The sequence below is a fragment of the Carboxydothermus hydrogenoformans Z-2901 genome, from assembly GCF_000012865.1.
In the GTDB taxonomy this organism is placed as follows: Bacteria; Bacillota; Z-2901; order Carboxydothermales; family Carboxydothermaceae; genus Carboxydothermus; species Carboxydothermus hydrogenoformans.
Genome location: NC_007503.1, coordinates 2,294,191 through 2,320,455, shown reverse-complemented (window position 1 = coordinate 2,320,455; position 26,265 = coordinate 2,294,191). Strand labels below are relative to the sequence as shown.

The 26,265-nt window shown below is 41.7% G+C and carries 30 protein-coding genes; 24 read left to right on the top strand and 6 right to left on the bottom strand.

All coding sequences use genetic code 11. The features are described 5' to 3' along the window. Positions 1-18 precede the first annotated feature (18 nt). Positions 19-885, top strand: a complete 867-nt coding sequence (locus CHY_RS12070; protein WP_011345474.1) for a glycosyltransferase family 2 protein — start codon at positions 19-21, stop codon at positions 883-885. 34 nt (positions 886-919) lie between these two features. Here the strand turns inward: CHY_RS12070 and CHY_RS12065 are convergent, their stop codons facing one another. After that, complete coding sequence (locus CHY_RS12065) at positions 920-1,597, bottom strand: hypothetical protein (protein ID WP_011345473.1); 678 nt, start codon at positions 1,595-1,597, stop codon at positions 920-922. Positions 1,598-1,848: 251 nt separating this feature from the next. Continuing rightward, the gene (locus CHY_RS12060; protein WP_011345471.1) at positions 1,849-2,232 is read right to left on the bottom strand and encodes a hypothetical protein; all 384 of its coding nucleotides are present in this window, start codon (positions 2,230-2,232) and stop codon (positions 1,849-1,851) included. 521 nt (positions 2,233-2,753) lie between these two features. Here CHY_RS12060 and CHY_RS12055 point away from each other — a divergent pair. Next, on the top strand, positions 2,754-3,158 hold the full coding sequence (locus CHY_RS12055) for a ferritin family protein (protein ID WP_011345470.1): 405 nt from the start codon (positions 2,754-2,756) through the stop codon (positions 3,156-3,158). Positions 3,159-3,210: 52 nt separating this feature from the next. Here CHY_RS12055 and CHY_RS12050 read toward each other — a convergent pair whose 3' ends face one another. Next, positions 3,211-3,501: a YbaB/EbfC family nucleoid-associated protein gene (locus tag CHY_RS12050; protein ID WP_034542074.1), complete on the bottom strand. Its 291-nt coding sequence runs from the start codon at positions 3,499-3,501 to the stop codon at positions 3,211-3,213. Between the two features lie 102 nt (positions 3,502-3,603). Here CHY_RS12050 and CHY_RS12045 point away from each other — a divergent pair, with 102 nt between their 5' ends. Further along, entirely contained in the window at positions 3,604-3,852 is a 249-nt protein-coding gene (locus CHY_RS12045; protein WP_028052791.1) for a hypothetical protein, read from the top strand. Between the two features lie 209 nt (positions 3,853-4,061). On the opposite strand, the gene CHY_RS12040 is transcribed toward CHY_RS12045, so the two are convergent. Further along, positions 4,062-4,616 carry a CAP domain-containing protein gene (locus tag CHY_RS12040; protein WP_011345466.1) on the bottom strand — a complete coding sequence of 185 codons (555 nt, stop codon included), beginning with the start codon at positions 4,614-4,616 and terminating at the stop codon, positions 4,062-4,064. Between the two features lie 122 nt (positions 4,617-4,738). Between CHY_RS12040 and CHY_RS12910 the strand changes: the two genes are divergently transcribed. The 5 genes from CHY_RS12910 to rd all read left to right on the top strand — a co-directional run bounded on the left by CHY_RS12910 (position 4,739) and on the right by rd (position 8,862). Beyond that, positions 4,739-6,244: a DUF3794 and LysM peptidoglycan-binding domain-containing protein gene (locus CHY_RS12910; RefSeq protein ID WP_011345465.1), complete on the top strand. Its 1,506-nt coding sequence runs from the start codon at positions 4,739-4,741 to the stop codon at positions 6,242-6,244. Between the two features lie 244 nt (positions 6,245-6,488). Then, positions 6,489-7,010 (top strand): rubrerythrin, encoded by a 522-nt coding sequence (gene rbr / locus CHY_RS12030; protein ID WP_011345464.1) that lies wholly within the window; start codon positions 6,489-6,491, stop codon positions 7,008-7,010. 95 nt (positions 7,011-7,105) lie between these two features. Then, positions 7,106-7,438 carry a rubredoxin-like domain-containing protein gene (locus tag CHY_RS12025; RefSeq protein ID WP_011345463.1) on the top strand — a complete coding sequence of 111 codons (333 nt, stop codon included), beginning with the start codon at positions 7,106-7,108 and terminating at the stop codon, positions 7,436-7,438. A gap of 118 nt (positions 7,439-7,556) precedes the next feature. Further along, positions 7,557-8,681, top strand: coding sequence for an NAD(P)/FAD-dependent oxidoreductase (locus CHY_RS12020; RefSeq protein WP_011345462.1), 1,125 nt, complete (start codon positions 7,557-7,559; stop codon positions 8,679-8,681). Between the two features lie 22 nt (positions 8,682-8,703). Continuing rightward, complete coding sequence (gene rd, locus CHY_RS12015; RefSeq protein WP_011345461.1) at positions 8,704-8,862, top strand: rubredoxin; 159 nt, start codon at positions 8,704-8,706, stop codon at positions 8,860-8,862. A gap of 149 nt (positions 8,863-9,011) precedes the next feature. Here the strand turns inward: rd and corA are convergent, their stop codons facing one another. Continuing rightward, positions 9,012-9,980 carry a magnesium/cobalt transporter CorA gene (gene corA, locus CHY_RS12010; protein ID WP_011345460.1) on the bottom strand — a complete coding sequence of 323 codons (969 nt, stop codon included), beginning with the start codon at positions 9,978-9,980 and terminating at the stop codon, positions 9,012-9,014. Between the two features lie 132 nt (positions 9,981-10,112). Between corA and CHY_RS12005 the strand changes: the two genes are divergently transcribed. The 16 genes from CHY_RS12005 (at position 10,113) to CHY_RS11930 (ending at position 25,226) form a co-directional block, all read left to right on the top strand. Continuing rightward, positions 10,113-10,568: an SH3 domain-containing protein gene (locus CHY_RS12005; RefSeq protein ID WP_011345458.1), complete on the top strand. Its 456-nt coding sequence runs from the start codon at positions 10,113-10,115 to the stop codon at positions 10,566-10,568. 189 nt (positions 10,569-10,757) lie between these two features. Then, positions 10,758-12,119 (top strand): LCP family protein, encoded by a 1,362-nt coding sequence (locus tag CHY_RS12000; protein WP_049752109.1) that lies wholly within the window; start codon positions 10,758-10,760, stop codon positions 12,117-12,119. Between the two features lie 115 nt (positions 12,120-12,234). Further along, positions 12,235-13,338, top strand: a complete 1,104-nt coding sequence (locus CHY_RS11995; RefSeq protein ID WP_011345456.1) for a FlgD immunoglobulin-like domain containing protein — start codon at positions 12,235-12,237, stop codon at positions 13,336-13,338. Between the two features lie 4 nt (positions 13,339-13,342). After that, a complete protein-coding gene (fabZ, locus tag CHY_RS11990; protein ID WP_041538062.1) occupies positions 13,343-13,765 on the top strand; it encodes a 3-hydroxyacyl-ACP dehydratase FabZ in 423 nt (140 codons plus the stop codon). A gap of 82 nt (positions 13,766-13,847) precedes the next feature. Next, complete coding sequence (locus CHY_RS11985) at positions 13,848-14,894, top strand: MraY family glycosyltransferase (RefSeq protein WP_011345454.1); 1,047 nt, start codon at positions 13,848-13,850, stop codon at positions 14,892-14,894. Between the two features lie 66 nt (positions 14,895-14,960). Beyond that, on the top strand, positions 14,961-16,049 hold the full coding sequence (locus CHY_RS11980) for a CDP-glycerol--poly(glycerophosphate) glycerophosphotransferase (RefSeq protein WP_011345453.1): 1,089 nt from the start codon (positions 14,961-14,963) through the stop codon (positions 16,047-16,049). A gap of 19 nt (positions 16,050-16,068) precedes the next feature. Beyond that, the gene (locus CHY_RS11975; RefSeq protein WP_011345452.1) at positions 16,069-18,021 is read left to right on the top strand and encodes a DUF5693 family protein; all 1,953 of its coding nucleotides are present in this window, start codon (positions 16,069-16,071) and stop codon (positions 18,019-18,021) included. Beyond that, the gene (locus tag CHY_RS11970; RefSeq protein ID WP_011345451.1) at positions 17,999-18,733 is read left to right on the top strand and encodes a WecB/TagA/CpsF family glycosyltransferase; all 735 of its coding nucleotides are present in this window, start codon (positions 17,999-18,001) and stop codon (positions 18,731-18,733) included. The genes CHY_RS11975 and CHY_RS11970 overlap by 23 nt, the downstream gene beginning before the upstream one ends. After that, entirely contained in the window at positions 18,730-19,443 is a 714-nt protein-coding gene (locus CHY_RS11965; protein WP_011345450.1) for an NTP transferase domain-containing protein, read from the top strand. The genes CHY_RS11970 and CHY_RS11965 overlap by 4 nt, the downstream gene beginning before the upstream one ends. Before the next feature lie 11 nt (positions 19,444-19,454). After that, positions 19,455-20,504, top strand: a complete 1,050-nt coding sequence (locus CHY_RS11960) for an iron-containing alcohol dehydrogenase family protein (protein WP_011345449.1) — start codon at positions 19,455-19,457, stop codon at positions 20,502-20,504. A 65-nt stretch (positions 20,505-20,569) separates the two neighbouring features. Beyond that, positions 20,570-21,445, top strand: a complete 876-nt coding sequence (gene galU / locus CHY_RS11955; protein WP_011345448.1) for a UTP--glucose-1-phosphate uridylyltransferase GalU — start codon at positions 20,570-20,572, stop codon at positions 21,443-21,445. A 180-nt stretch (positions 21,446-21,625) separates the two neighbouring features. After that, the gene (locus CHY_RS11950) at positions 21,626-22,363 is read left to right on the top strand and encodes a DUF421 domain-containing protein (protein ID WP_011345447.1); all 738 of its coding nucleotides are present in this window, start codon (positions 21,626-21,628) and stop codon (positions 22,361-22,363) included. 2 nt (positions 22,364-22,365) lie between these two features. Then, positions 22,366-23,742, top strand: coding sequence for a phosphoglucomutase/phosphomannomutase family protein (locus tag CHY_RS11945; protein ID WP_011345446.1), 1,377 nt, complete (start codon positions 22,366-22,368; stop codon positions 23,740-23,742). 159 nt (positions 23,743-23,901) lie between these two features. Continuing rightward, complete coding sequence (locus CHY_RS11940; RefSeq protein ID WP_011345444.1) at positions 23,902-24,495, top strand: YeeE/YedE thiosulfate transporter family protein; 594 nt, start codon at positions 23,902-23,904, stop codon at positions 24,493-24,495. Next, a complete protein-coding gene (locus tag CHY_RS11935; RefSeq protein ID WP_011345443.1) occupies positions 24,496-24,717 on the top strand; it encodes a sulfurtransferase TusA family protein in 222 nt (73 codons plus the stop codon). A 5-nt stretch (positions 24,718-24,722) separates the two neighbouring features. Beyond that, entirely contained in the window at positions 24,723-25,226 is a 504-nt protein-coding gene (locus tag CHY_RS11930) for a YeeE/YedE thiosulfate transporter family protein (protein WP_011345442.1), read from the top strand. Here CHY_RS11930 and CHY_RS11925 read toward each other — a convergent pair. Beyond that, positions 25,223-26,131 (bottom strand): LysR family transcriptional regulator, encoded by a 909-nt coding sequence (locus tag CHY_RS11925; RefSeq protein ID WP_011345441.1) that lies wholly within the window; start codon positions 26,129-26,131, stop codon positions 25,223-25,225. The two genes, CHY_RS11930 and CHY_RS11925, sit on opposite strands and share 4 nt — an antisense overlap. Positions 26,132-26,265: the final 134 nt, after the last annotated feature.

The window sequence follows — 26,265 nt, the reverse complement described above, 5'->3', positions numbered from 1 at the left end:
AAAAAAGGGGGTATTTTTATGTTTTCGATCATAATAACCTCGAAAAATGAAGGTATAAATCTTAAGAATACAATTTTTTCTTTAACCCATAACCGGGTGGGAAAACCCTTTGAAATAATTGTAGTAGATGATGGTTCAACCGATCACTCCACCGCTTTTCTTGAAAAAGATTCAAGATATAACCAGATAAAACTAATAAAAACCGAAGGTATTGGTCTTGCCCGGGCCAAAAACTTGGGGGCTAAATATGCTTCGGGCAAATACTTAGTCTTTTCCGATGCGCATATGAGCTATCAAACTTTCTGGCTGGACCATTTAGAAGCATTTTTGGCGGAAAAAGATGTCGGAGGTATATGCCCGGCGATTGCTTCCCTGGCCGAGCCCGAGCGAATTGGTTACGGGCAGACTATTTCGCCGGAGTTTCGCCTGACCTGGCTTGCCAATCCCGGGAAAGTTGCTGAAATTCCTGTAGTACCCGGGGGACTTATGGTGATAAAAAGCAAGGTGTTTTTTGAGGTCGGGGGTTTTGAAGGATTGATGGAGAGGTGGGGATGGGAAGATGCCGAGCTGTCCCTGCGACTCTGGCTTATGGGGTACCGCCTCTTGGTAGTGCCTGAGGTTGTTGTTTATCATTTATTTCGTGAGCGTCAACCTTACCCTACCAGCAGAAAAGCTGCTTTAAAAAATCTTTTTATTTTAGCCCTGAACCATCTAAGCGAAGAACGGGTGAAAAAAATTTTAAAGCTTTATAGCCGCTGGTCGGATTTTCCCGAAGCTCTCGGGGAAGTAATATTTTCCTATCCCTGGACAAGAAGGCAGGAACTATTTAAAGCCAGAAAATACGCTGACGACTGGTTTTTTCAGAAATTTAAAATTGTGTTTTAAAAGAAAAATCCCCCCAGCATTGAGGGGGGATTTTTTATGGGGTTCCGGTAACTTGCGGTGGCGGACAGGATGTGCATTCATTATACGGAGAATCGGGGTTATCCTGACACCAGGATGGGCATTCGGTAGTTTCCACATAATCGGGGCATTCTCCTGCCGGAGGTCCTTCGCCGGGGGCGCAGAACTCGGGCGGGCAGAGAGGTAAGCATACCACGGCTTTGCAGTGCTTAAACGCCATAAATTCTTTTTCCACAATTACTCTGATGCGCACTACAGGGGAGCCCGTGCATTGTCCCTGACAGGAACCGGTGGTATCCATTTCCACGGTGGCAAAAATTACATGGAGTTTAGTAGCGGTTGCACATTCTTCTTCACAGCAGTCACATTTGGCAACGATGCAGTCGGTTTTAGCTAATGGTATGTTTACATCAAAATCAAATTGCTCGTCGGCAGTACCTACCTGGGTCTGGTTATCGAATTCGTAAAGAACCCTTACCCTATAGGTACCTTTAATGTTCATGCAGCCATTGACCTGTTGAACGGAAATAATGTTTAAATCATAAACAATAGCTTTTAAAATACATGCGTCAATTGGAATGCAATTGCCGTTGGTGTCTTTACACAGGATATGGGTGTTGTGAAAGCACTTAATTCCTGACTCGGTAACCGCGTCCATAACCACCGGACAGCAGTTTACTTCAACCTGGCGCATGTAATTTCCTCCCTTCCAAAGCTTTTATTTGTTCGGTGCTATTGTATAATATGACGTTTTTTTGAAAAGGGTGCGGTGAAGAAACCTTTAAAAAATTTTTTTCATATTCTATAGCAAAGAAAGAAAAGGGAGGTGCTGGTTTATGACCGAACGCCACCACCGGCGCTGTGCTGCCGCTTTCCTGCTCCTTTTGCTTTTCTTAGTTTTACTGGATGAAGACTGCTGTTAGATGCGCCAGACCAGCTTATTTGCTACTTTCGGTGGTCTTCCTTTTTCCCCTCCTTTTCCGGAGGGAGTTCTTTTTTTGGGGGTTCGGAAGTTTGAGATAAAAAATTTGTCAAAAGGCTCATTAGAGCGGGATTTAAATTACCTCCACTCCCACCTTTGCTTTGCATCAGGGATGTTAAAAGAGGAAGCAGGCTGGTTAGCTCACCGGGGGGTATAGGGCCTGGAACCGCTCCTTGAAAGCTTATCGGGGAGATCCGGTGGAGAACGAGATTTGTTACCGCGGTAATATTCAGCAAAAGCATGGTGAGTAAAACCTTATCAGTATCAATTCCGCGTTTACTTTCAAGATCAAGAAGGTAAAGCAAGGTGTCGATTAAAGAGCCTCTACTTTCTTTTTCCTCTGCCATTTTACCACCTCAACTTATCGGTGTCTTTTAACAGCATATGTTTTAAAAGATTATTTTAGAACTCATAGTAACCTAATTGCCCTAAAATTCATAAGTTAAATTAGACAGAGTAAAAGGAGGGACGCTAATGTCAATGAATGGAAGCAACCAATGGTTCTTGTTTTTCATTCTCATCCTGTTGATCTTTGGGCTAAATGACCATGATGATGAACATGAAACTTGTACCACTGCAGAAAAGGAGGTAGTGTAATGGGCTTCATGAAGAAAAGAATGGATTTCTTCTTCTTCCTAATCCTCATCCTCCTGCTCTTTGGTATGGAGGAATAAAAGTAGGTTAAAGTTACTGTGAAAGGAGGTCACCGTATGGGCTACAACGGCAACCATGAACATCATCATAGGCCAATGAACTTCTTATTATTCTTTCTTTTAATCCTCTTACTATTTGGAATAGAAGATTAATCCTATTTTAAAGCCCTCCTTGGAGGGCTTTATTTATAAAAATTATGGAAGAAGGGATAGATATGAACTTGGATAAACTTGTGGAAATGTTAGATAAGGCCTTAAAAGATGAGAAAGAGGCGGAGCTTTTTTACACGGAAGTATTAAAAGCGACTAACGATTATTTGGTGCGGGAAGCTTTTGTTGAGGCAAGACACGATGAACGGGAACATATTGTAAAAATTTCCGATTTATATCGGGATCTGACGGGTAAAAGCCCGGTAATTACCGGGGTTTTGCCGGAAAAAGTAACCAATATTAAAGAGGCGGTGCAAAAGGCAATTAAAGGGGAAGAAGCGGCAATCAGGGATTATTTAGAGATTATAAATTATTCCACTTTAGAAAAAGTGGACCGGGTAATTTATGAAATTAGAAACGACGAAATAGTACACCTGGAAAAATTTCAAGCCCTTTACCATACCCTTTAGAAAAATGTGACCCTCTCAGATTCCAGGAATGGAATTGAGAGGGTTTTTTAGCTTAGCCAAAGAGATTAAAAAGATTGCTTAACGGGGAGTTAGAAAGATTTTTTTCTACCTCTTCGGCTATTATTTTTTGAGCTCTTTTAGCTGCTAAATTAAAGGTTTCTTTTAATAGCTTTTCTAAATACTCCACTTTTTCCTCTTTAAAGAGGGACGGACTTATTTTTATTTCCATAACTTCCATAAGCCCGTTTAAAACTACTTTAATTCCGCCGCCGGGGCTTACCGTTTCAATTTTTTTAGCTAAAAGTTCCTTTTTACCCTGAGCTAAAAGTTTGTCTAAATCCAATTTTTCCACCTCCTGTTTACCCTTTGATACCATATTATGCAAAAGAAGAGGAAAAGAACCCCGGCTTTTCTTTATTCATATTTTAATAATGGGGGTGAAGTTATGGAGGAGGCGGTAAATGCTCTGCCGGAACAGGCATCGTTTAATTTTGTAACGAATAAAAACTTAAAAATCCTCTTAATCATTGTTGTTTTAATTGCCCTATCGGAAGATATGGAAAGACACATAAGATCAATAAGCTTTACGCTGGATACGGTAAAGAAAACTTTATCAACGATAAGCTTTACCATATCCAATCTACGGGAAATCCTGGAGTATAAGCCGGACAGTAACCCCGAAGGAGTTAATTGAATATTATAAGGTAGAAACCAAAAGGAGGGAGAAAGATGAGCTGGAGAAATAACGAATGGATGTTTTTCTTCCTGTTCATTTTAGTTCTCTTCGTATTAAATGAAGACTAACTTTAAAGCCCGCCTCTCCGGCGGGTTTTAAAGTATAAAAAAAGGGACAGTCCCCAAAATTACCGTTAAAGTATAATTTTAGGGACTGTCCCGAAATTACTACTTGCCGCAAAAGTGCTGGACCCAGAGCTTGCCGTAACGGCCCCCGGGGACCGAAGCTACCCCGATATGAGTGTAGCGGGGGTCTAAAATGTTGGCCCGGTGGGTGGGGCTGTTCATTAAAGCGTTAAAAGCCCGGTCTACCGTAGAGTTTTGCGCTAAGTTTTCCCCCCCAATCCACCGGTAATCTTTAATGCCATAAGCTATCATCATGGTGGAAGGTTTACCGTAAGTGGGAGAGATGTGGCCGAAGTAACCGAGTTTGGCCATATCTTCGGCTTTGAGCCGGGCAGTTTGCACCAGGCGCGGATCGACCGCTAAGGGCTTTAACCCGTTTTTTATTCGGGCCTGATTGGTCAGCTCTAAGAATCTTTTTTCATCAGCGGTCAGCACTATTCCCTGAGTATTGGCAGCAACCGAGGCAGAAGGCACGGGAGTAACCGCAGGAGTGGTTTTTGGTACGATTACAATATTCAAGGTATAAGCGGAAACGGAAACAAGGGTGGTTACTAAAAGAAAAAGCGCAAGCAAGGTAATAGTGATAAATTTTTTCATGTTACCCCTCCTTGTCTTAATTATAAAAGATAAAAATGATTAAATTAATCCATAAAATTCTGGAAAAACGTCATGAGCCGCAAAATCATACTATAAATTAAGAAAAGAAGGAGGTGAAAAAAATGGATATTTTAAAAGAGCAGTTAAAGGTCAACATTTTGGTGGGGGAAGCGGAAAAAGAGCTAAAGTTAATGAGCTTGATAGAGCTGCCATACTACTTACTGCCAATAGGGAAAATAATAAGAGCCTATGCTGAAAGTAAAATTCAAAAGGCTATGGTGGAAAATGGCAAAGTAAGGATTAACGGGGTTGTAACCGTTCATATATACTACTCCGCTCAAAACCGGCACGATGAAGTTTTTCATTATGAAAAAAATCTACCTTTTGAGGATTTACTGGATTTACCGGGAGTAAGCAAAGGAGATCTGGTAAAGGGAACTTCGGAGGTCATAAATTTTAAAGCAAAAATAACCGATGAGGGGGAAAAGTTGTCGGTCGAAGTAACTCTTAAAAATAAGGTACGGGCGGTAAAAACCACCGTATTGGAGGTGATAACCGACGTACCGGATAATTTACTTCCCGAAAAGACTTTAATTAAAGTAGATGCAGTAATTGGGACGGGTGAAAAGGAAAAATCCTATCAAAGCCGGGTTAAAATTCCCAAAGATAAGCCGGATATTGATGGTGTTTTAAATATTACCGGGGAGTTTCGGGCTAAATCGGCGAGAGCTTTAGCCGGAAAAGTGGTGGTGGAAGGAGAAATTGAAGCCAAAGTCACTTATCACCATGAGGATCCCGAATATACGGTTCGTTTTACCATTCCCGTATTTGAATTTATCGAAGTGCCATTGGCCGAAGAAGGGATGATAGGCGAGGTAAACGGTGAAATTTTAGAGATAAAAGCAGGAAAACTTGGCAATCGGGAGTTTAGAATTGAAGCAAAACTAAAACTTCTGGCTCAAGCTTTAATGGAAAAACAATTAAGAATAGTTACCAAACTCACCGGTGCCGAATACACCACTAAAAAGCTTATAGCCGAAAGGGTGGTGGGTGAAAATACCGCCCAGACTACAGCTCAAAAAGAATGGAAACTTGATGGGGAGGTAAAAATCCTCCATATCCATCAGGAAAAAGCCGTGGTGAAAACTTCGCGCTTAACCGATGGAGAGAGCGAAATTCAGGGCGAAGCAATGCTTGGGGTAATGTATTTGCCGGAAGGCTCGGAGGAAATCCGCCATCTTGATATAAACGTACCCTTTAAACTTACGGTGAGCATTCCCGGAGCCAAACCCGGCCAAAATCTTTATACCTGGCCGAAGGTGGAATACGCCAACGTAAAAGTGATCGAGCATTGCACCCTTCAAGCTGAAGTGGTGGTCCGGGTAAGAGCAAAAGTTACGGAAACCGTATCCCAGGATGTTGTAACGGAAGTAGGAGAGGTGGCGGGAATGCCTCCGGAAACGATGGAGTACGTAATAAAACCCGGTGATACTTTTTATAAAATAGCCAAGAAAATCGGCGTGCCGGTGGAAGAAATTATAAAATTAAATCCTGGGAAAGACCCGCAAAAGCTAATGCCCGGTGATGTTATCTTACTGCCGGTAAGCCCGGGCCCGCCGCTGGGATAAATTTTAAAGCGGGCGGAAATCCCGGTTTCGCCTAAGGGGCTTCCTCAACGAAACGATTGGGATTTCTTCCCGCTTTATTTATAGTTTTATTTGCAGATAAAAAATTTATGCAGATGAAAAAAATGTAGAAAAATTTGCTGAAATTGCAGTATTTAAATAATAATTATTATTAAGTGCATTGATTTTTAGACGTGAGACTAATATAATGAAAATAACAAAATTTTCCCTTGAGGAGGTTTTTGAAATGGGCAAAACCAGGGATAATTTGCTGGCGGCTTTTGCCGGCGAGAGTCAGGCGCGCAATAAGTATACTTTTTTTGCAGCGGTGGCCAAAAAAGAAGGTTTAGTGGAGGTTGCAAGGTTTTTTGAAGAGACTGCCCAAAACGAAAAAGAGCATGCCGAACAGCTTTTTAAGCTTTTAGGGGCTTTAGGGGATACTGCAGCAAACTTAAAAGCGGCCATGGAAGGCGAAACTTACGAGTATGCCGATATGTATCCGGAATTTGCTAAAATTGCCCGGGAAGAAGGAGAGATTGAGGCGGCCGAGTTATTTGAGAGGCTGGTAACTATCGAAAAGTTTCACGCCCAGCGTTACCAAAAGCTTTTGGAGATGGTAACTCAGGGGAAGCTTTTAAAACGGGATACGGCTATTCGCTGGCAATGCAGTGAATGTGGCTTTATCGTAGAAGGTACGGAGCCACCAGAAGTCTGCCCGGTTTGTAAACACGCTAAAGGCTACTACATGCCTTTAAGTGAAAACTATTAATGGTGGTAAGTCATAAGTGGTTGGTCGTCGGTAAAACCTTTACCTACCACTTGCGACAGACCACTTACCACAATTAAAAAAGGAGGCATATCCTAATGTTATTTAAATGCTCGGTGTGCGGATTTATCTGGGATGGGGCTGATGCCCCGGATAAATGCCCGAAATGCGGTGCGCCCAAGGAAAAATTCAATCAACTGGAAGAGGATGTAGCCCAACTTGTTTTAAAGTCCCGGGAAACCAACGATATACATATGAATCTTGCTAAACACTTGGCAATTGTTGCTGAGCTTGCTCAAAGGGGTCTGGAAATTAAGTTAGACCCTGGTTGCGTCGATATTTTTGAAAAGGCTACGAAAGCCGCTTATGAGCTTCGGCAAATGATAAAAGCCGAGCTTGCTACCCACATGACCAAGCAGAAATGGGGGTAAGGACGGTGGTAGGTGGTAAGTAGTAGGTGATAGGTGGTTAGTGGTAGGTGGTAGGAAAAAATTATTATACTGACCACCGACGACCTACCACTGACCACAACAAAGTGAGGTTGATAAGATGAAAATTGTGATTGTTGGCGGGGGGATTGCGGGGGTTTCAGCAGCTGCCGCTGCCCGGGAGGTTAGCGATACTGCGGAAATTACCCTTATTTCCGCCGAAAAATACTATCCCTATTACCGCCTAAAGCTTTCGGAATATTTAAGTGGCGAGCTGAAAGAAGAAAGTCTTTTGCTTCACCCTCCTTCCTGGTATGAGGAAAGGAAGATCAAAGTAATCCTGGGGAAAAAGGTTACCGGAGCACGCCTTGAATCCAGGGAGCTTACATTACATGACGGAACGGTAGTACCTTTTGACCGGCTTATTCTGACTACAGGAAGTTATGCTTTTAAACCCCCGGTTTCCGGTGGGGATCTTCCCGGTGTTTACACCTTAAGGAATTTGGATGATTTAAAGGCCATTCGGGACCGTGCGGAAAAAGCCCGGAGAGCGGTGGTAATAGGTGGGGGAGTATTGGGACTGGAAGTGGCGTATTATCTCGGCAAAAGGGGAGTTTGGGTAGGGGTTGTAGAACATAACGACCGCTTATTACCCCGCCAGGTGGATGAAGAAGGTTCCAAAATTCTTTCCAGAGCTGCTCAAGAAGCAGGGGTAGAACTTTATCTTGCAAGAGACGTAGACCGGATTGAAGGTATCGAACAGGTAGAAAAGGTAGTATTTAAGGATGGAAGTTCAGTAGCAACCGATATTGTGGTATTTTCAACGGGGGTTCGGCCTTACTTAGAAGTAGCAAATATGCTAACTTTAGGCATTAATCGGGGGATTATAGTGGACAAGTATATGGCTACTTCCCGGGAAAACATTTATGCAGCCGGTGATGTAGCCGAGTTTGAGGGGCAGATGCCGGGCATTTGGCCGGTGGCAATGGAGCAGGGAAAAGTTGCCGGGGCTAATGCTGCCGGAGCATCTAAAATTTATACTCCTATTCCTCCTCAAAATGTTTTAAAGGTTTTTGGGAAAACCGTTTTCAGTATAGGAACGGTTATGGGTGAAGGTGTAACTTCCCGTAGGGAAGACCGGGGAGATAACTTCCTTAAGTATTACTACAAGGATGAAAAACTTGTAGGGGCGCTTTTAATAGGTGATGTAAAGCTTGTAAATGAAGTAAGAAAACTTTTTTCCTAAAAATATCATGGGAGGTATTGGGATGGACAAATATGTTTGCAGTATTTGCGGGTATGTCTATGACCCGGAAGTAGGGGATGAGTCTCAGGGGATAGCTCCAGGTACGCCTTTTGAAAACCTTCCGGCGGACTGGGTTTGCCCCGACTGCGGCGCCGACAAGGATGCTTTTGAGAAGATGTAAAAGAAAAAAAGCTGCGTACGCTCAAAGTACGCAGCTTTTTTCTTACATCAAGGCGTTCTCCGTTATGGTAGGGCTGGCTTTAGCCAGTATTTGCATTTTATTTTCCAATTTCAAACTTCCACTATCCAATGTCTAATTGGCCACCATTATCACATCCAATTTTTATACTTAAACCAGCGAACCATGCCGTAAGAAATAGCGATTAAACCTGCGGTGATAATGCCGGTAGAGATATAATGATTCTGGGCCGGAAATGGTACGTTCATTCCGAAAAACCCGGTGACAAAGGTGAGGGGCATGAAAATGGTCGAAATGATTGTTAAAACCCGCATTGTCTCGTTGGTTCGCGTAGTAATAATAGAGTTATAAGTCATTAAGATTTGATCGAGCATGTCCCGCTGGCTATCGACCGTATCGGTGGCCCGCTCTAAATGGTCGGCAAGGTCGGAAAAATAAGGCTTTATCTCTTCGCTTAACGGGAAAGGTGGACGAATTAAATTACCGAAAATCCTTTTCTGGTGGGATATTGCCCTGCGGATTGCTAAAATGGTACGCTTTAAGTCAATAAACTCATCGGTAATTTCCCGGTTGGGTTGTTCGTAAATTTCATCTTCCAGGTCCTCGATACGGTTGGTTACTTGTTCGAGGATGGGGAAATATTCATCGACAATGCCGTCAATGATCGAATAAAGAAAGTATTCGGTGCCCTTTACACAGATTTCGGAACTCCGGCGGCATACCAAAGCAAGCTTACCGAGACTGGGAAGGGCACTTTTATGAACGGTAACGATAAAGTTTGTGCCCAGATAAACGCCTAACTGCACCAGAAGGATTTCTTCATCCTGTTCTTCATCGTATCTTAAGGCGTGGAGCAGGAAGAAATAATAATTTTCGTACTTATCCACTTTGGCCCGGGGGCTGAAGGTTAAACAGTCTTCTACCGTCAATTCGTGAAAGTTAAAAATGCGGGCGAGGTAGTAAAGCTCTTTTTCCTCAAAATTGTATAAATCTACCCACAGCATGCTTTCGGGATCCGCTAAAAGTTCCGCAAGTCTGGATAAATCCACATCATGTTCCATGGTGTTAGTTTTGTGGTTGTAGTAATAAGTTTTAATCATTTTTCCACCCCCTTTGGCCGTAGTTTATATATTTAATTATAGAAGGATAACGGATAATTTACCAGTTTTTTTGGACAAATCTGCCGAAAAAGTGTTAAAATATAATTAAAACGATTGAAGGCGGTGGTTTTTATGAAAAAAAACGTATATGTGATTTTGGGTATAATTATCGCTTTTACTGCCGGGCTAATCCTGGGGGGAAAAATCTTGGCTCAGAATGAAGATGTGGTTCCCGGGTCACCCCAGGATCCACTGGTAGCTAAAAGTTATGTGGATAAACAGGTGAAGGTGGTTGCCGACCAGGTAAATGATTTAAAAGCTCGCCTTGCTGCTTTGGAGAAAAAAATTGCAGAATTGTCAGCTTCTAATCCTGCAGTTCCTGATACAACAAGAGTTGGGATAGTAGCAACTAATAATCTATACTTAAGGAAAACACCTCAGGTTTCAAGCAATAATATCATTGCGAAATTGCCTTTAAATACACGCCTCACTGTTTACCTTAATAAGTCTACCGGCGATTGGTATTATGTAAAAACCTCGAGCGGAAAATTTGGATATGTAAGCAAAAAATACGTAAAACTTCAGTAATTATAATTACTCTCGTCTATTTCAGGAGTTTATAAAGAACCTAAGCACCGTCAACAGAATCAAGGTTTTATCCAGTCCCAAATTTCTTATCAAGGGCGGAAGGGGAAGACCCTTTCCGCTTTTTCTTTTTTCTAAGATTTTAATATTGTGGAAGTTTTTAAAATAAAGTAAAATAGATGAGGAAATGAGGTGATAAGCTTGGACTCCGCAATGGAAAGAGTGCAGAAAAAGATTCTTCGTAAAAAAAAGCGGCGGCGAAAGGTTTTACTCTTATCCCTTTTAATTTTGCTATTTGTTATCGGAACCGCTTTTGCTTACTTTTACTATACCATGAAAGATGTCTTTACCCCCCCGCGAACCCAGGGGGATAACATAGCCGTTGCCAGCGAAAAACCCGGGAGGGTAAATATTCTTCTTTTAGGGGTTGATGACCGCCATAGTAAAAACCGCAGGGAGCGTACCGATACCATTATTTTTGCCAGCATTGACAGCAATTTAAAAAAAGTTGTCCTGGTTTCCATACCGCGGGATACGCGGGTAAATATTCCGGGGCACGGCTGGGATAAAATAAATGCGGCCCATGTTGTAGGTGGGATAGATTTAACCAAACAAGTGGTTTCTGACCTTTTAGGAAAGCCGGTGGACTATTATGTACTGGTAAACTTTGAAGATTTTAAAAAAGTTATTGATACCTTGGGCGGGGTTACCATTGACGTTGAGAAAGACATGTATCACGCTGATGAGTATCCCTATACCATTAATCTTAAAAAGGGTCGGCAGCACTTAAACGGGGAAAAAGCCTTAATGTATGTGCGTTATAGAAGTGATGCTTTGGGTGATATTAGTCGTACCCAAAGGCAACAGAAATTCTTAAAAGCTTTAGCCGAACAAGCTTTGCAACCGGGAACGCTTTTAAAGCTTCCCAAACTCATTCCGGAAATTATTCAAATGGTTGAAACGGATATGTCCACCAAAGACCTGATGTCGCTTTTAGCCTTTAGTCGGGAGCTCAATAAGGATAGCATCATTACCCAGACCCTTCCGGGATATTTCTACAACTACAATGGCGTAAGCTACTGGCAGGCGGATTTGGAAGTGGCTAAAAACCTGGTAGATATGCTGTTTGCGGGACAAATAGAACAAAATATCGTTCTTGGTACCAAGGAAGAAAATGCCGGGGTTAAAATTGTCAAGAAGAAAAAAACTGTTAAGACTCCAAAAACTTCAACTACTAAGGAAACCTATCAGAAAAAACCTGCCACAGGTAGTGATACTTATCAGCCAAATCCCGGAAATGGTTCGGGCACTGATGGTGACAAGGCTACTTTGCCTCCGGGTACATCCGAACAAACTACGCCGCCAGCTCAAAATGATAATCAGAAAACTATTCCACCCCCTAGCTCAGATAGTACTACCGGCGGGACTACTTACCAGAATGGTCCCGTCGGTTATTCCCCACCGACTGAGCAACAACCACCACCTCTGAACAGTATTCCCGAAACTACCGCTGGGGAGACCTATAACAGCCAGGTTTCCGAGGGAGTTCGGTGAACGGGAAAAAAGACTTTTTTACTTTGGCTGCTAATAGGAATATTTGGTTTTGCACCCCAATTTGTTGTGGGAAAACCCCTGATGATAAATTTTTTGCCGTTTGGGGGCAGTTTTAATGAAATTTTGGTTAAAGATTATCTTAATTCAGTTAATTATTTTTGTTGCAATTTTTACTCTCGGAATATTTTTTATTGAAGGTGATGTTTTTGACTTTTTTACCCCCGATGACTTAAAGACTTTTAAAGTTATTGGTTTTGGAGCAAAAAATAATTCGTATAAAATTTATTTTGACTCTCCAATATTAGCCCGGGGAAAAATAAAAATTTATAACGAGGTAAATGACCTGGTCCGTGAGATTAATTTAGAAAGAATAAAAAAAGGCACTAACGAAGTTACCTGGGATGGCCGCGACAATGATGGTAACTTATTAACCGAAGATAGATACCGCTTTGAGGTTGAAGCAGAGTTATACCATATTCCGGTTTTTCTGTTTCTTGATATTAAACCACCCGGGGTGGATGATCAAAACATTTATGCCCTCTATCCCCAGACCCTTGACCGGATTCTGGAATTAATTAAAGAGGGCGGCTTTCAGACCGCAACCGCCGGTGAAATTGCCGATTATGTTGGGGAAAGGAATTTACCTCCTCCTAAACCCGTGGGACTAATTTTTATTGACGGCTATAAAGGATTTTTTAACGATGGGGCGGGCTTACTTAAAGCTTATGATATGAAATTTAGTTTGTTTTTAATAACAGGTTATATAGGTGTACGGCCGGAAATGATGAACTGGGAGGAAGTGCGGGCTATAAGCCAGTTAGGATTGGCTGAGTTTGGTATTGAGGGTCATAAAATTCCGGATAACGGCTTTTGGAGCCAAAAACCGGGGGAGTCGTTAGAACAGTATAAAAGCCGGATTATCAGTGATGTAAATGCCGCCAGAGAACTGGTGGGTAAAAATCTTAATACCGGTGTGGAGGGATTTTTGTGGAAGGCTAAACAAAATAATTCTTTAAATATGGCTGCAGTTCGGCAGAGCGGTATTAAATATCAAGTCCTGATAAATTACGATCTGGTAAATGAAATTGGCCAGGGAGATATCGTTTATGCTTATCCGGTATCAAAAACTACCGACATTAAAGAAATTGAAAAACGGTTAAATAATATTGTGGAAAAGAAAATAATTTTTAAAGGGGTGTTACAAGAAAATAATGAGTGAGGCAATTAAAGACATTACCGAAATTATGAATATATTACCCCACAGGTATCCCTTTTTACTGGTGGACAAGATTCTGGAGGTTGTACCCGGGGAAAAAGCGGTTGGAATTAAAAATGTCACAATAAACGAACCCTTTTTTCAAGGGCACTTCCCGGGGCGGCCTATTATGCCAGGGGTTTTACTATTAGAAGCCATGGCCCAGGTAGGAGCTGTGGCAATTTTAACCGATGAACGTTATGCCGGAAAGCTTCCGATGTTTGCCGGTATTGATGGTGCCCGCTTTAGAAAGCCGGTATTACCGGGAGATCAGGTGGTTTTTGAAGTTGAACTCTTAAAAATAAAAGGGAGTCTTGGGAAAGCCAGAGGGTCGGGAAAAGTTAATGGTGAGTTAGTGGTTGAAGCGGAAATTTTATTTGCCCTTGCTTAAAAAAAGAAAAAATTGCTATTGAGAAAAATGCCGAAAATGTTACAATAATCTTTAGGGTTATTTTTTATAGGAGATGATTTAAGTGTTAGTGATTAAAACTTTTCAAATATTTACCCTTGCTTTAATTTTAACGTTAATTTTAACTCCCATGGTTAAAAAAATTGCCTTAAGAGTGGGAGCAATCGATATTCCCGATGCTCGAAAAGTTCATAAAACTCCCATTCCCCGCATGGGAGGTCTTGCCATTTTTTGGGGCTTTACTGCCGCAGTTTTGTTACTGTTACCAATTGACCAGAAGGTTCTGGCTATTTTGGCAGGAAGTGTTGTTTTAATAATTTTTGGAATATTAGATGATGTTTATAGCTTAAATCCCAAAGTAAAGCTTTTAGGGCAAATTATGGCAGCCGTTATTCCGGTTGCTTTTGGAATAAAAGTAAATTACGTTACCAATCCCTTTGGCGGTTTAATTTGGCTGGGAGATGCTTCTTATTTTTTAACTATTTTCTGGATTGTGGCAATTGTTAATGCCATTAATTTAATTGACGGTCTTGATGGGTTAGCTTCGGGGACTGCTGCTATTTCTGCTGTGTTTATCGGGATTGCAGCCTTGACCCGGGGAAATGAATTTGCTTATTATGCAGCGATTGCCTTAACGGGCGGGGCCCTGGCTTTTTTAAAATTTAATTTTAATCCGGCAGAAATATTTTTAGGTGATACCGGTTCAATGTTTCTGGGATACTGTTTGGGTATTTTGTCGGTTTTGGGTACCGCGAAAAGTCCAACTTTGATTTCAATTTTCGTTCCTGTTTTAGTTATGGCTATACCTATTTTTGACACTTTATTTGCGATTTTAAGGAGGTTTTTTGCAGGCCGTCCGATTTTTAAACCGGATAAGGGACATTTGCACCATTGTATTTTGGATTTGGGCTATTCCCAAAGAAAAACCGTTTTGATAATTTATTTATTAAACATTTTACTTGGCATTGTTGCGTTGTATGTAAATCTTTTAACTTTTACCCAGGCAGCATTGCTTATATTAATTATTTTAGCGGCGATAACTTTTGGAGCACAGAAGATAGGAGTGTTAGGGGAAAGTCTTAGTAAGGGAAAAACTATAATTAATAATTAAAATTGTTTAGGAAAGCGTTTTTAGTCCACCCGAGAGAGGGTGGATATTTAATTTGGAGGCGAGGTTATGATTGGGTTTTTAATGAATACCAAATTTCACTATACTTTATACGAACCAATAATTAAACATTTAAACAAAAGTGATTACAGGATTATTTTAACGGAAGGGTATGTCCGCAATGTCCGGGAAGCAAGAAAATTTTTAACGGAAAAAGGAATAGAATTTTGGCAGATGATTGATAAAACTGAACAAAATTTAATAAAAGAAAATATTAAAGTATTTTTAGGTCCGTTTTTCTTTCCAACGGTCTACCGGTTAAAGCCCGAGGCCCATCATTTCCGGATGGTTTATGGTTTAGCAAAAGATGGGTGGAATTATGCCTGGTGGAATATTTTTTTTGATTTAATCTTTGTTTATGGAGATTACGATGCCGAAAAACTTTCCTTCTATGCGCCGGTAGTGAAAGCTGGCAATCCCAGATTTGACCGGTGGTTTAAAGGGGAAGTAGTAGAAGATAAGGTCTTGGAGTTAGCTAAAGGAAGACCGGTAATTCTTTATTTGCCCACCTACGGGGAATTATCTTCCTGGGGATATTACCAAAAGGCTTTGGAAGATTTAAGTGAACGTTATCTGGTGATTGCCAAATTACACCACGGTCTCAAAGTTGCAGAAGGAAATAAGATAGTAATTCGTGATGAATCTGCAGATTTACTAAGTTTACTTAAAATTGCTGATGTGGTTATTTCCGATTATTCGGGGGCGATTTTTGATGCTATGCTGGCCGGCAAAAAAATATTATTATTTAATTTACCGCAAATTCCGGAACACTTAAGTTCAAAAGAAAGCTTGGAAAATATAATTCGCGGCTACTGTCGGCAGGTGAATGAACCGGCAGAAGTTAGAGGGGTGATTGAAGAATTATTGCATAACGATGCTTTCTTAAGTCAAAGGGAAGCTATGAAAGCTAAAATTTTTAGCAATACTGCGGGAAATTCCGGGGAAATTATAGCAAAGACGCTTTATGAGGCCCAAAATCGCGAAAAAAAACTTCCCCATGGAAAGGAACAGCTATTAAGACAAATGGAACGATTAGCACTGCCGCAACTTATACGTAACAAAAAAATTTACGGTTATTTAAATAAAATTCTTAGCTAAGCAGGGTGGGGGATTTAGGGTGAAAAAAGGAAAAATACTTTTAGCAATCTTACTGCTGGTTATTTTTGCTTTTTCAATAATTCTTTTGCCTCCGCGGATCGCTGAAGATAAGAAAAAAGAAACGGGGTTTTACTTGGATTACGAAACTTTAATAAATTTAAGTAGTTACTGGGGTTTAACACCGGAGCAAACCATAGCCAGGCTAAAGAAAACGGGCTTTGTTGGCTTAGCATTGTATGAAGAGAATGGTAGCAGCCAGGAAATATTTAACCAGGAGGCTGGACTTTTTTTGGGAGTTAGTGCAGTTGCAACTTTTCCTGAATTCAAAGATTTCATTGAACTAAAAGCACCTTATACTTATTTAATTACCGATAACAAGGAGATTGTTGATTCGGCAATTCACGCGTTAAGTGCCAGGAATATTAAAAATCAATTACAGCAAGTAAATAAAAAATATATTCTAAAAATAAACTATCCATATAAAAGCACGGAAAAGTTGCTACTGGGTTTTAATCCTCAAGGTTTGGAAATGGCCCGGAAAAACAATTTAGATGTTCTGCTATTTATTCCCCAGTGGAGTATCGCAAATGAACAAGAAGTAAAAAATTATCTTTCCTATATAAAAACTTTTTGCCCGGAACCCAAGGTTGTTTTTGCCGATAAGAATTTGCCGGAAAACAACAAATTTACCAAAATTTTCGCCGATACCTTTTTAAAAGAAAACTTTTCCGTAGGGCTTTTAGATGGTATTGACCAGCCTCAAACTAATGCTATGATTAACCGGACTAAGCTCCCTGTTTTTCGGGTACGGCAAGTTACAATAAATACCATTGAAGGCGGCAATATTTTAGCAACTACGGAGGAAAAAATAGAAAGTTTAAAAATTGGCATCAGGGAACGGAGGAATAAAGCTATTGTTTTTAAAATTCCGGCAAAAGAGTTTAACAAAACTACCGTTCTTGCTTTTGAGACCGTTACTTCCCAAACTTATGAAACGATGAAAAGTTTAAATTATCAATTTGTCCCGGTTAATCCTCTAAAGAAAATACCCGAAAGAAAGCTTGAAAAACTTTTATTATCGGTATTGCTCATTGTCTTATTTGGATATTCCCTGGTGCTATTTGATTTAGTAAATATTAAAACCGCTCTAACTTTTACCGTAATTCTACTTATTGGTGGTTTTGCTTTATTTACCTTGAATTTCGATTTGTACTTTAAATTTTGTGCTTTTGGTGCGTCCGTATTATATCCGCTAATTGCGCTATTTAGTATCGATATTAAGAATCCAAACTCCTTTTTAAAGGCATTGGCTTCTCTTGTCATTGTAGTTTTAATCAGTGTTTTTGGAGGCTTTGCGATTTCCGCCTTTTTAACCGGAAATAATTACTTTGTTCATGCCGATTTATTTCGGGGTGTAAAATTATCTTTTCTTCTGCCGGTATTAATATTTGCTATCTATGCTGCAAGGGTTTTGTTAGTACGGGAAAAAAGTTTAAAACAAGTGGTTTTTGAGTATTTAGGTTTAGAATTAAAATTGTGGCAGCTATTTGCGCTAATAATTGTTTTCGGGGCTGGTGCTTATTACCTGTTGCGGACGGGAAATGCTGCGGAATCGCTGGTTTTACCCGGCGAGATAAAGCTTCGCGCCCTGCTAAATAAGTACCTGTATGTAAGGCCGAGATTTAAAGAATTTGCCATTGGCTATCCTTTGCTTCTTTGGGGATTATGGACAAAAGTGAGACCGGAGATACGGTATATAGCTCTGGTTATTGGAAGCTTAGCACCGGTTACGGTTATCAATACTTTTGCTCACCAGTACGATCCTCTGTGGGTAAGTTTAATTAGAACCGGAAACGGTTTATTATTAGGAAGCATCCTGGGGATTTTCTTGATAGCTATAAATATGGTGATGGTAAAGGCATTTTTAAAAGGCAGTCAAGGTGAGATAAATGGCGGTAATAAAAATTTATGATTTTCCGGTTGCCAGCTTAAGTTTAAACGAAGCGGTAAATAAGGTGATAAAATTAATAGAAGAAAGAAGGAAAGCCCATATCATCACTATTAATCCGGAAATGATTTATGCAGCCTTAAATAATCCGGATTTAAAACAATTAGTTTTAAACGCCGACTTAATCCTGCCCGATGGGGTGGGGATAGTTTTAGCCGGGAAGATAAAAGGCCAATCGTTTAAAGAGAGGGTACCGGGGATTGAGCTTGTGGAAGGGGTTATCCGAAAAAAAGACAATTTGAAAGTGTATTTAATTGGCGCCAAGCCCGGTGTTGCGGAAAAAGCAGCAATTAAATTACTGGAATTTAACAATACAGTTGAAATTGTGGGTATTGAAAACGGCTATTTTACCAATGATGAGGAAAAAATCGAACAAATAATTAAAGGCAATCCCGAACTTGTTTTGGTTGGAATGGGATTTCCGAGACAAGAAATTTTTATCAGAAATTTACTTGCTAAATCCCCTGAGCCCATGGTAGCAGTGGGAATTGGCGGAAGCTTTGATGTCTGGGCGGGGGTTACCAAAAGAGCTCCCAAATTCATGCAAAAAGCAGGTCTGGAGTGGCTCTGGCGGTTAATCCAGGAGCCCTGGCGGTACAAAAGAATGATGGTTTTACCGAAATTTGCCCTGAAAGTGCTGGTTGATTACAAGTTGCGGGGGAGGAAAGATTGGTGAAACTGGTTATCTTGGCTGCTGGAGTGGGAAGTCGGCTTTATCCTTTAACTTCCGACCGGCCGAAAGCGATGATTGAGATAAACGGCAAGACCATAATTGAAAAACAAATTGAGCAAGCGCTAAAAAGGGGAATTAAAGCGGAAGATATTTATGTAGTTGGGGGTTACCGGATTGAAGCTTTAAAAAAAGTACTGCCGCCCGGGGTAAAGCTTATTGAAAACCCTGAGTACAATACCAAAAATAACGTGTATTCGGTGGCTCTGTTAAAAGATCACTTATCCGACGGTTTTATCCTTTTTAATTCCGATGTAGTTTTTGCTCCGCAAATATTGGATGAGCTTTTTTCAGAAAATTATCCCGATGTACTGGTGGTAGATGACGTTAACCCGTTAGATGAAGAAGATATGAAAGTAGTTATTGAAGATGGCTTTATAACCCATATCAGCAAAAAGGTAAATCCCCGCGAAGCGCAGGGAGAATATATAGGAATTTTAAGGTTTAGCCGGGATATAGCTCGAAAGGTAATTAATCGCTGCTGGGAAATGGTGGAGGCCGGGGAAGTAAACGGCTGGTACGAAACTGCCTTAAATACTCTTTTACCGGAGCTGAAAATTCGCCCGGTATCTACCCGGGGTTATTTATGGACGGAAATTGATGATTTTAAAGATTTAGAATATGCCCGGGAAATAGCTCAAAAAATCAACTGGTAAGAGGGATTTTTATGCCGTTATTTAACCGGTTTATAAGTTTACCGCTTTTTATCCGTATCGAGGAAAACCTCCGTTATCATTTAAAAAACGTTATCCGGGAAAGTAACTTTTATTTTGAAAACCCTCTCTTTATAACTGGGGGAGCAAATACCTGGGGGATTGCGGAAGAAGTTTCCCGGGGCTTTGAGGCGGAAAGATATAATTTTTACCAGGTAGGGGATAACTCTTTACAGGAAATTAGTAACTTAAAGGAAAAAATAAATACGGTGAACCCCGATTTGCTGGTAGCTGTAGGGGGTGGACGGGTTATCGATGTGGCAAAAGTGGTGGCAACGGAAAAGTTGTTACCCCTTATCACTTTTCCCACGACCTTAGCTAATGACGGGGTGGTAAGCCCGGTGGCGGTAATCCGGGATGGAGAAAAGCTCCGCAGTATTGGAGTTAACATGCCGGTTGGGGTATTGATTGATTTGCAGGTCATTAAAAACTCTCCGGTGAAGCTATTAAAAGCGGGGATCGGGGACTTAATCTCGAATATAACTGCCTTAAACGACTGGGAGCTGGCCTGTCAAAAGGGTAAAGATAAAATGGATGGTTTTGCTTACATGCTTTCGGAAAAAGCGGCTTCATCGATTTTAAATTATTCGGGAGATAACCTTTTAGCACCGGAATTTTTAAAGCTTTTAGCGGAAGGTTTGGTTTTATCCGGGATTGCGATGGCGATTGCCGGAAACAGCCGGCCGGCGAGCGGAGCCGAACATTTAATCAGCCATGCTTTAGATAAACTTTTTGACCGTCCGGCCCTTCACGGTGAGCAGGTAGGGGTGGCGGCGTTGTTTACCGCTGCCCTGCAGGGGAAAAACTTCAAAGAACTTTTAAACTTTTATCGAAAATTCGGGTTATGGGAAAATCCGCAAAGTATCGGCCTTAACAAACAGCAATTTTTAGAAGCGGTTTACCTTGCCCCCTCTATGCGACCGGAGCGTTACACCGTTTTAAACGAAGATGTTGTGCAAAAAGCGGCAGAAATTTACGATGAAGTCTATGGTAATTTGCCATAATAAGGTAATTTTATTATAATAAGAAAAGTGGAGGGTTTAAAAATTTCACGAGGGGGGTAAGGGACATGAAAATTAAAAAAGCCATTATTCCTGCAGCGGGACTTGGAGTTAGGTTTTTGCCGGCAACTAAAGCTCAGCCCAAGGAAATGCTTCCTATTGTAGATAAACCAACGATTCAGTACATCGTGGAAGAAGCGGTGGCGTCGGGGATAGAGGACATTTTAATCGTTACCGGTAAAAACAAACGGGCTATTGAAGACCATTTTGACAAGTCGCCGGAATTGGAAATGTATCTGGAAAAAAGAGGAAAGGAAGACCTTTTAGAAATAGTCCGTTCCATCGGAAATATGGTGGACATCCATTACGTGCGGCAAAAAGAGCCTTTAGGTCTTGGCCATGCTATTTACTGCGCCCGGAAATTTATCGGCAATGAACCGTTTGCTGTTTTACTCGGGGATGACTTAATGAAGGCCAGGACTCCGGTCTTAAAGCAGATGATCGACTTATACGAAAAAGTGGAAGCGAGTATCGTAGCGGTACAGGCCGTGGAGCCCCGGGAAGTAAGCAAGTACGGAATTATAAAGGCCGAGGAGGTCGGAGAGCGTTTGTACCGGGTGTATGACCTGGTAGAAAAGCCAAAGCCGGAAGAAGCGCCCTCGAACCTGGCGGTAATGGGGCGCTACATAATTGAACCGGAAATTTTTGAGTTCCTGGAAAAAACTCCCCCCGGAGCCGGCGGCGAAATACAGTTGACCGATGCTCTAAGAATGCTCTGTCAGGTGAAACCTATATACGGCTATGTTTATGAAGGATTGCGTTACGATGTGGGCGATAAACTGGGCTTTTTGAAAGCAACTGTCGAGTTTGCCCTGGACCGGGAGGAGCTGGCTCAAGGTTTTAAAGCTTACTTAAAAGAATTAGTGGAAAAGGAGATAAAATAATAACCACCAGAAGGGAAGACTTAAAACCACCCCGTAAAAGCTTCCCTTTAGTAATGGGGCCCTTTCCCGTTCATCCATAGGATCACCTCTACTGTAAGGCTATCCCGTTAATGCAAAAATTATGCAACCGACGGAATAAAATCCGTCGGTTTTTTTCAAAATAGGGGTGGAGGTGTTCCTGTGCACGACTTAACAGAAGTAATCCTTCGGTCAATTGCAGCTTTTATAGCAGTGCTGGTAATTACCAAATTAATTGGGAAATCCCAGCTGGGGCAGCTTACCATTTCCGATTATATAAACGGCATTGTCATTGGCTCGATTGCTGCCAATGTGGCGGTGGATTTGCGCACCAACGTGATTCATTACCTGACAGGAATGGTAGCCTTTGGGGCGCTGACGATTTTTGTCCAGTGGGCAAGCTTAAAAAACCGGAATATTAGAAAACTTTTACAGGACGAGCCGACTATTGTCGTTCACAACGGAAAAATATTGGAACATAACATGAAATTAATGCGGTATACGATGGACGATTTAATGATGCAACTGCGGGAAAAGGGTGCTTTTAACATTGCTGACGTGGAGTTTGCCATTGCGGAACCCAACGGAGAGCTTTCGGTATTGCTTAAATCTCCCAAGCGCCCGCTAACCCCCGAAGACCTGGGCTTAGATCCGCCATACGAAGGAATTCCGGCAGAACTGGTGGTTGACGGAGAACTAATTGAACAAAATTTTGAACAGCATGGAATATCCAAACAATGGTTTTTTCATTACTTAAAAGAACAGGGGATAAACGATATTAAAGATGTCGCCTATGCTCAAATCGATGCTAATGGCCAGGTTTATATTGACTTAAAACACGATAAGCTTACCATGACGGTGGATATTACCGATAAAAAACCAAGGAGAAAAGGGGGATAAGAGTGATTAAATTTGGTACCGATGGGTGGAGGGGCATTATTGCTAAAGATTTTACCTTTGCCAGTTTAGAAAAGGTAACCCTGGGATTAGCCGCTTATTTACAGGAGAAATATCGAGCTGGAGCGGTAGTAGTGGGTTATGACTGCCGCTTTTTATCGGAGCATTTTGCTGAGACGGTAGCGGAAATTCTTTTAAAAAGCGGCTTTGATGTTTACCTTCCGGAGAAGTTTGTGCCGACACCTTACGTGGCTTTTGCAATAAACAAACTTAAGGCCATAGGCGGGGTAATGCTAACTGCCAGCCATAACCCGCCGGAGTACAACGGCTTTAAATTCATCCCCGATTACGCAGGACCGGCGTTACCTGATATAACCGATCGCCTGGAGCAGCTCATAAATGCCGGGGCAGTTCCTTCTTTAAAGGAAAAGGGGAAAAAATTAACGTTAAATTTAGAGAGTGCCTACGTTGACCACCTAAAAAAGCTTACCGGTCTAAACTACGGACAGGGTACGGTAGTCGTGGACCCGATGTACGGAGCGGGACAGGGGTATCTGGAAAAAGTTTTAACGGACTTCGGTTATACCGTAAGTACTATTAGAAACTACCGGGATCCCCTTTTTGGCGGGAGCATGCCCGAACCCAAACAAAAAGAACTAAAACCTCTTGTCGAAGCAATAAAAAATAAAAAGGCCGACCTGGGCCTTGCTTTAGATGGTGATGCCGACCGCTTTGGAATTGTCGAAGGTGAGCGGCTTTTTACTGCTAACGAAGTTTTAATCCTTACTTACCATTACCTGATTGAAAGCGGCAGGGGAGGAGATGTAGCCCGGACCGTTCCTACCACCCACCTTTTAGATAAAATGGCCCGGGCCAATGGTTTTAACGTAATTGAAACGCCCGTTGGCTTTAAGTACATCGGTAAAGCCCTGAGGGAAGGAGCGGTGTTAGGCGGCGAAGAATCGGGAGGATTATCCATTGCCGGACATGTGCCGGAAAAAGACGGGATTTTGGCCGATTTACTGGCGGTAAAAATCCGGGAATTCTTTAAAAAGCCTTTAACTGAAGTTTTAGAAGATGTTTATACCCGCTACGGCCGGTCCTATACTCGCCGGGACGATTACAGAACAACCCCCGAACAAAAAGAAGAAATCTTAAAGCGGCTGTCTTCATTAAAACTAACAGAAATTGCCGGAGAAAAAGTACTTCGGGAAAGCCGCGTTGATGGAATGAAGTGGGAACTTGCGAGCGGAAGCTTTGTTCTGGTCCGGGCTTCCGGTACCGAGCCGGTCTTTAGAATCTACGGCGAAGCTGAAAGCGAAGAAAAATTAGACCTCCTCTTAAACGAAATAAAAATGGTGGTTTTAGGGACGGTTCTGTGAGCATCCATTTTCAGGGAGGTTAAAAAAGATTTAAAGCGGGCTTTGGCCCGCTTTAAATTTAGCCGGCATTACGACGCTCCTGGGCGTTTTATTTTCTGGAAAAACTTTTTTAAAGCAAAAATTTAGCGGATAAGATATAATGTACTTAGGTGATAAAAGGTGCAAAGAAAGGTAGCTTACGGCTTATTATTTTTTTTCTTGATAGTTCCACTGTATTTTCTTGCAAATCAAAATTTTACCCGGGCGGCTGTCTTTGCTCTCGGCATTGGCTTTGGTTATGCCGTTAGCCGCTCCCGCTTTTGCTTTGCTTCGGCCTTTCGGGATTTAATTATGTTTCGGGATAAAGCCATGAGCCGGGGAGTTACGGTGTTAATTGCTGTTTCGGCTGCCGGCTTTTTTGTCGTTCAGTTTTTGGCAGTCTTACAGGGGAACGTACCTCCCGGGAAAATAAATCCGGTGGGCTGGCATCTGGTGATTGGCGGCATTATTTTTGGCGCCGGCATGGTCTTAGCCGGTGGCTGTGTGATTAGCACTTTGGTACGGGTGGGAGAGGGATTTTTCCACTACTGGGGAGTATTACTGGGAATAGTAATTGGTTCGGTTCTTGGGGCGTTTGGTTACGGGTACTGGAAGGATATATTAATATCCTCGCAAAAATTCTGGCTGCCCGGCATTATCGGCTGGTTCCCGACACTTATTATTTATGCAATAATATTTTTCCTTTTACTTAAAGCCTTACGGGAGGAAATGTAAATGGAAATAAAAATAGATTTAACCGGCGAAGTTTGCCCGGTTCCCCTCTGGCGGGTGCAGGAAGAATTAAAAAAACTGCAACCGGGGGATAAGATTACCGTTATTACCGATTTTAGCCGTTCGGTGCGCAATATCGTTGATCTGGCGGTAAGGTTAAAGTACGAGTACGATTTAGAAGAAATTTCTCCGGGAATTTGGGAAGTCAGCGTTATTAAGGGGTAGAAAAAGTGAAAAAAGTTGATCTTGGCTGGTCGGAGATAAAGGGCGGCATAGTCCTCGGAATTTTGAATATCTTGCTTCTATTAACCTGGGGTAAGCCCTGGGTTGTTACCCACATCCTTACCGACTGGGGTACCTGGTGGTTGAAAGTTTTGGGCATGCATCCGGAAAAGTGGGCGTATTACCAGGAAGTTTATCCCGAGGCCTTTTTTAAAACCACTTTGTTTTCCCAGGAAAATCTCCTGGTGGTAGGGACTATTTTAGGAGGATTATTTGCTGCTCTGTGGCACAACGAATTTAGACCTAAAAAAATAAAGTCCCCGGGAAAATTTTTCCTGGGGATCTTTGGCGGTATATTAATGGGATTTGGGGCAAGGCTGGCCCTTGGCTGTAATATTGGCAACCTGGTAGGAGGAATCGCTTCTTTTTCGCTGCATGGCTGGATTTTTGGTGGTTCTCTGATTATCGGTACGTATCTTGGAATCTTGTTTTTAAAAAAATATATCCTTTAACAAAATTCTAAAGCGGCAGGCCCAATAATAAACCTTAAAAACCTTTTTGCCAGCGGGCTAAAGGCGCGGTCTTTGCGGTAAACCAGCAAAAACGGCATGGTAAGTTCCATATCTTTTAAAGTAAGGTAGTGGAGTTCTTTGCGGTGGAACTCTTTTTTAATCGCTTCCAAACAGGAAATTGATACCCCGTGTCCTTTTTTTACCGCTTCCAAAACTCCTTGAAAGCTTCCCAGTTCCAAAACAATATTTAACTCCTTGGCCGGGACCCCGGCTTTTTTTATTGCGTCAAAAAACACTTCCCGCACCGAAGAACCCGGTTCCCGCATGATCAAAGGAAGCTTTTTTAATTCCTCAACGGTAATGGAATCTTGCCGGGCCAGGGGAAGTTCGGGGGAGGTGATTATTACCACCTGACTTTCCCCGACTTTTTTTACTTCGAGATCGGGATGGGTAAACTCCGGTCCTTCCGCCAGCCCAAAATCCACCTTATCTTCCATTACCATATCAATAACCTTCTTTGAGTTATCCACTTCGATACGAATATTGGCTTCCGGGTACTTTTCCTTAAAGCTCCACACGTTGCAGGGAAGGGCAAAATTACCGATAGTGGAGCTGGCCCCAATGACAATGGTCTGGGCATTGGTGCCAAGTAAATTGTCTATCTCCCTTTCTAACTTTTCGTGTTCGGCCAAAAAGTGCTGGGCATACTTATAAACCAGCTCCCCGGCGGGGGTAAGCTTTACCCCGGTGGCCGAGCGCTCAAATAATTTGGTGCCATAAAAATTTTCCATTGCCTGCACCTGAGCGGAAATGGCCGGCTGGGTCAGGTGCATTAATTTCGCTGCTTTTGTGAAACTCCTTACTTTAGCAATTTGACAGAAAAGTTCAAACTGGTATAAATTCATGCTTTCTTCCCCCGTCACTTAAATCAATATTTATTATATCATAACTTTGCTGAAAATTAATTTTAGCAAAAACAATTCAAAGAATAATTTTATGGGTATAAATTTATCTTTATAACCCCATAAGTCTTTGCGAT

Bases quoted from the DNA above. Each gene is read 5' to 3' on its own strand.
- CHY_RS11980 (WP_011345453.1), top strand. From the start codon at position 14,961: ATGATTGGGTTTTTAATGAATACCAAATTTCACTATACTTTATACGAA.
- CHY_RS12045 (WP_028052791.1), top strand. From the start codon at position 3,604: ATGGAGGAGGCGGTAAATGCTCTGCCGGAACAGGCATCGTTTAATTTT.
- CHY_RS12005 (WP_011345458.1), top strand. From the start codon at position 10,113: ATGAAAAAAAACGTATATGTGATTTTGGGTATAATTATCGCTTTTACT.
- rbr (WP_011345464.1), top strand. From the start codon at position 6,489: ATGGGCAAAACCAGGGATAATTTGCTGGCGGCTTTTGCCGGCGAGAGT.
- CHY_RS12070 (WP_011345474.1), top strand. From the start codon at position 19: ATGTTTTCGATCATAATAACCTCGAAAAATGAAGGTATAAATCTTAAG.
- rd (WP_011345461.1), top strand. From the start codon at position 8,704: ATGGACAAATATGTTTGCAGTATTTGCGGGTATGTCTATGACCCGGAA.
- CHY_RS12065 (WP_011345473.1), bottom strand. From the start codon at position 1,597: ATGCGCCAGGTTGAAGTAAACTGCTGTCCGGTGGTTATGGACGCGGTT.
- CHY_RS11935 (WP_011345443.1), top strand. From the start codon at position 24,496: ATGGAAATAAAAATAGATTTAACCGGCGAAGTTTGCCCGGTTCCCCTC.
- CHY_RS12055 (WP_011345470.1), top strand. From the start codon at position 2,754: ATGAACTTGGATAAACTTGTGGAAATGTTAGATAAGGCCTTAAAAGAT.
- CHY_RS12060 (WP_011345471.1), bottom strand. From the start codon at position 2,232: ATGGCAGAGGAAAAAGAAAGTAGAGGCTCTTTAATCGACACCTTGCTT.
- CHY_RS12020 (WP_011345462.1), top strand. From the start codon at position 7,557: ATGAAAATTGTGATTGTTGGCGGGGGGATTGCGGGGGTTTCAGCAGCT.
- CHY_RS11995 (WP_011345456.1), top strand. From the start codon at position 12,235: ATGAAATTTTGGTTAAAGATTATCTTAATTCAGTTAATTATTTTTGTT.
- CHY_RS12025 (WP_011345463.1), top strand. From the start codon at position 7,106: ATGTTATTTAAATGCTCGGTGTGCGGATTTATCTGGGATGGGGCTGAT.
- corA (WP_011345460.1), bottom strand. From the start codon at position 9,980: ATGATTAAAACTTATTACTACAACCACAAAACTAACACCATGGAACAT.
- CHY_RS11970 (WP_011345451.1), top strand. From the start codon at position 17,999: ATGGCGGTAATAAAAATTTATGATTTTCCGGTTGCCAGCTTAAGTTTA.
- CHY_RS11925 (WP_011345441.1), bottom strand. From the start codon at position 26,131: ATGAATTTATACCAGTTTGAACTTTTCTGTCAAATTGCTAAAGTAAGG.
- CHY_RS12040 (WP_011345466.1), bottom strand. From the start codon at position 4,616: ATGAAAAAATTTATCACTATTACCTTGCTTGCGCTTTTTCTTTTAGTA.
- CHY_RS11960 (WP_011345449.1), top strand. From the start codon at position 19,455: ATGCCGTTATTTAACCGGTTTATAAGTTTACCGCTTTTTATCCGTATC.
- galU (WP_011345448.1), top strand. From the start codon at position 20,570: ATGAAAATTAAAAAAGCCATTATTCCTGCAGCGGGACTTGGAGTTAGG.
- CHY_RS12910 (WP_011345465.1), top strand. From the start codon at position 4,739: ATGGATATTTTAAAAGAGCAGTTAAAGGTCAACATTTTGGTGGGGGAA.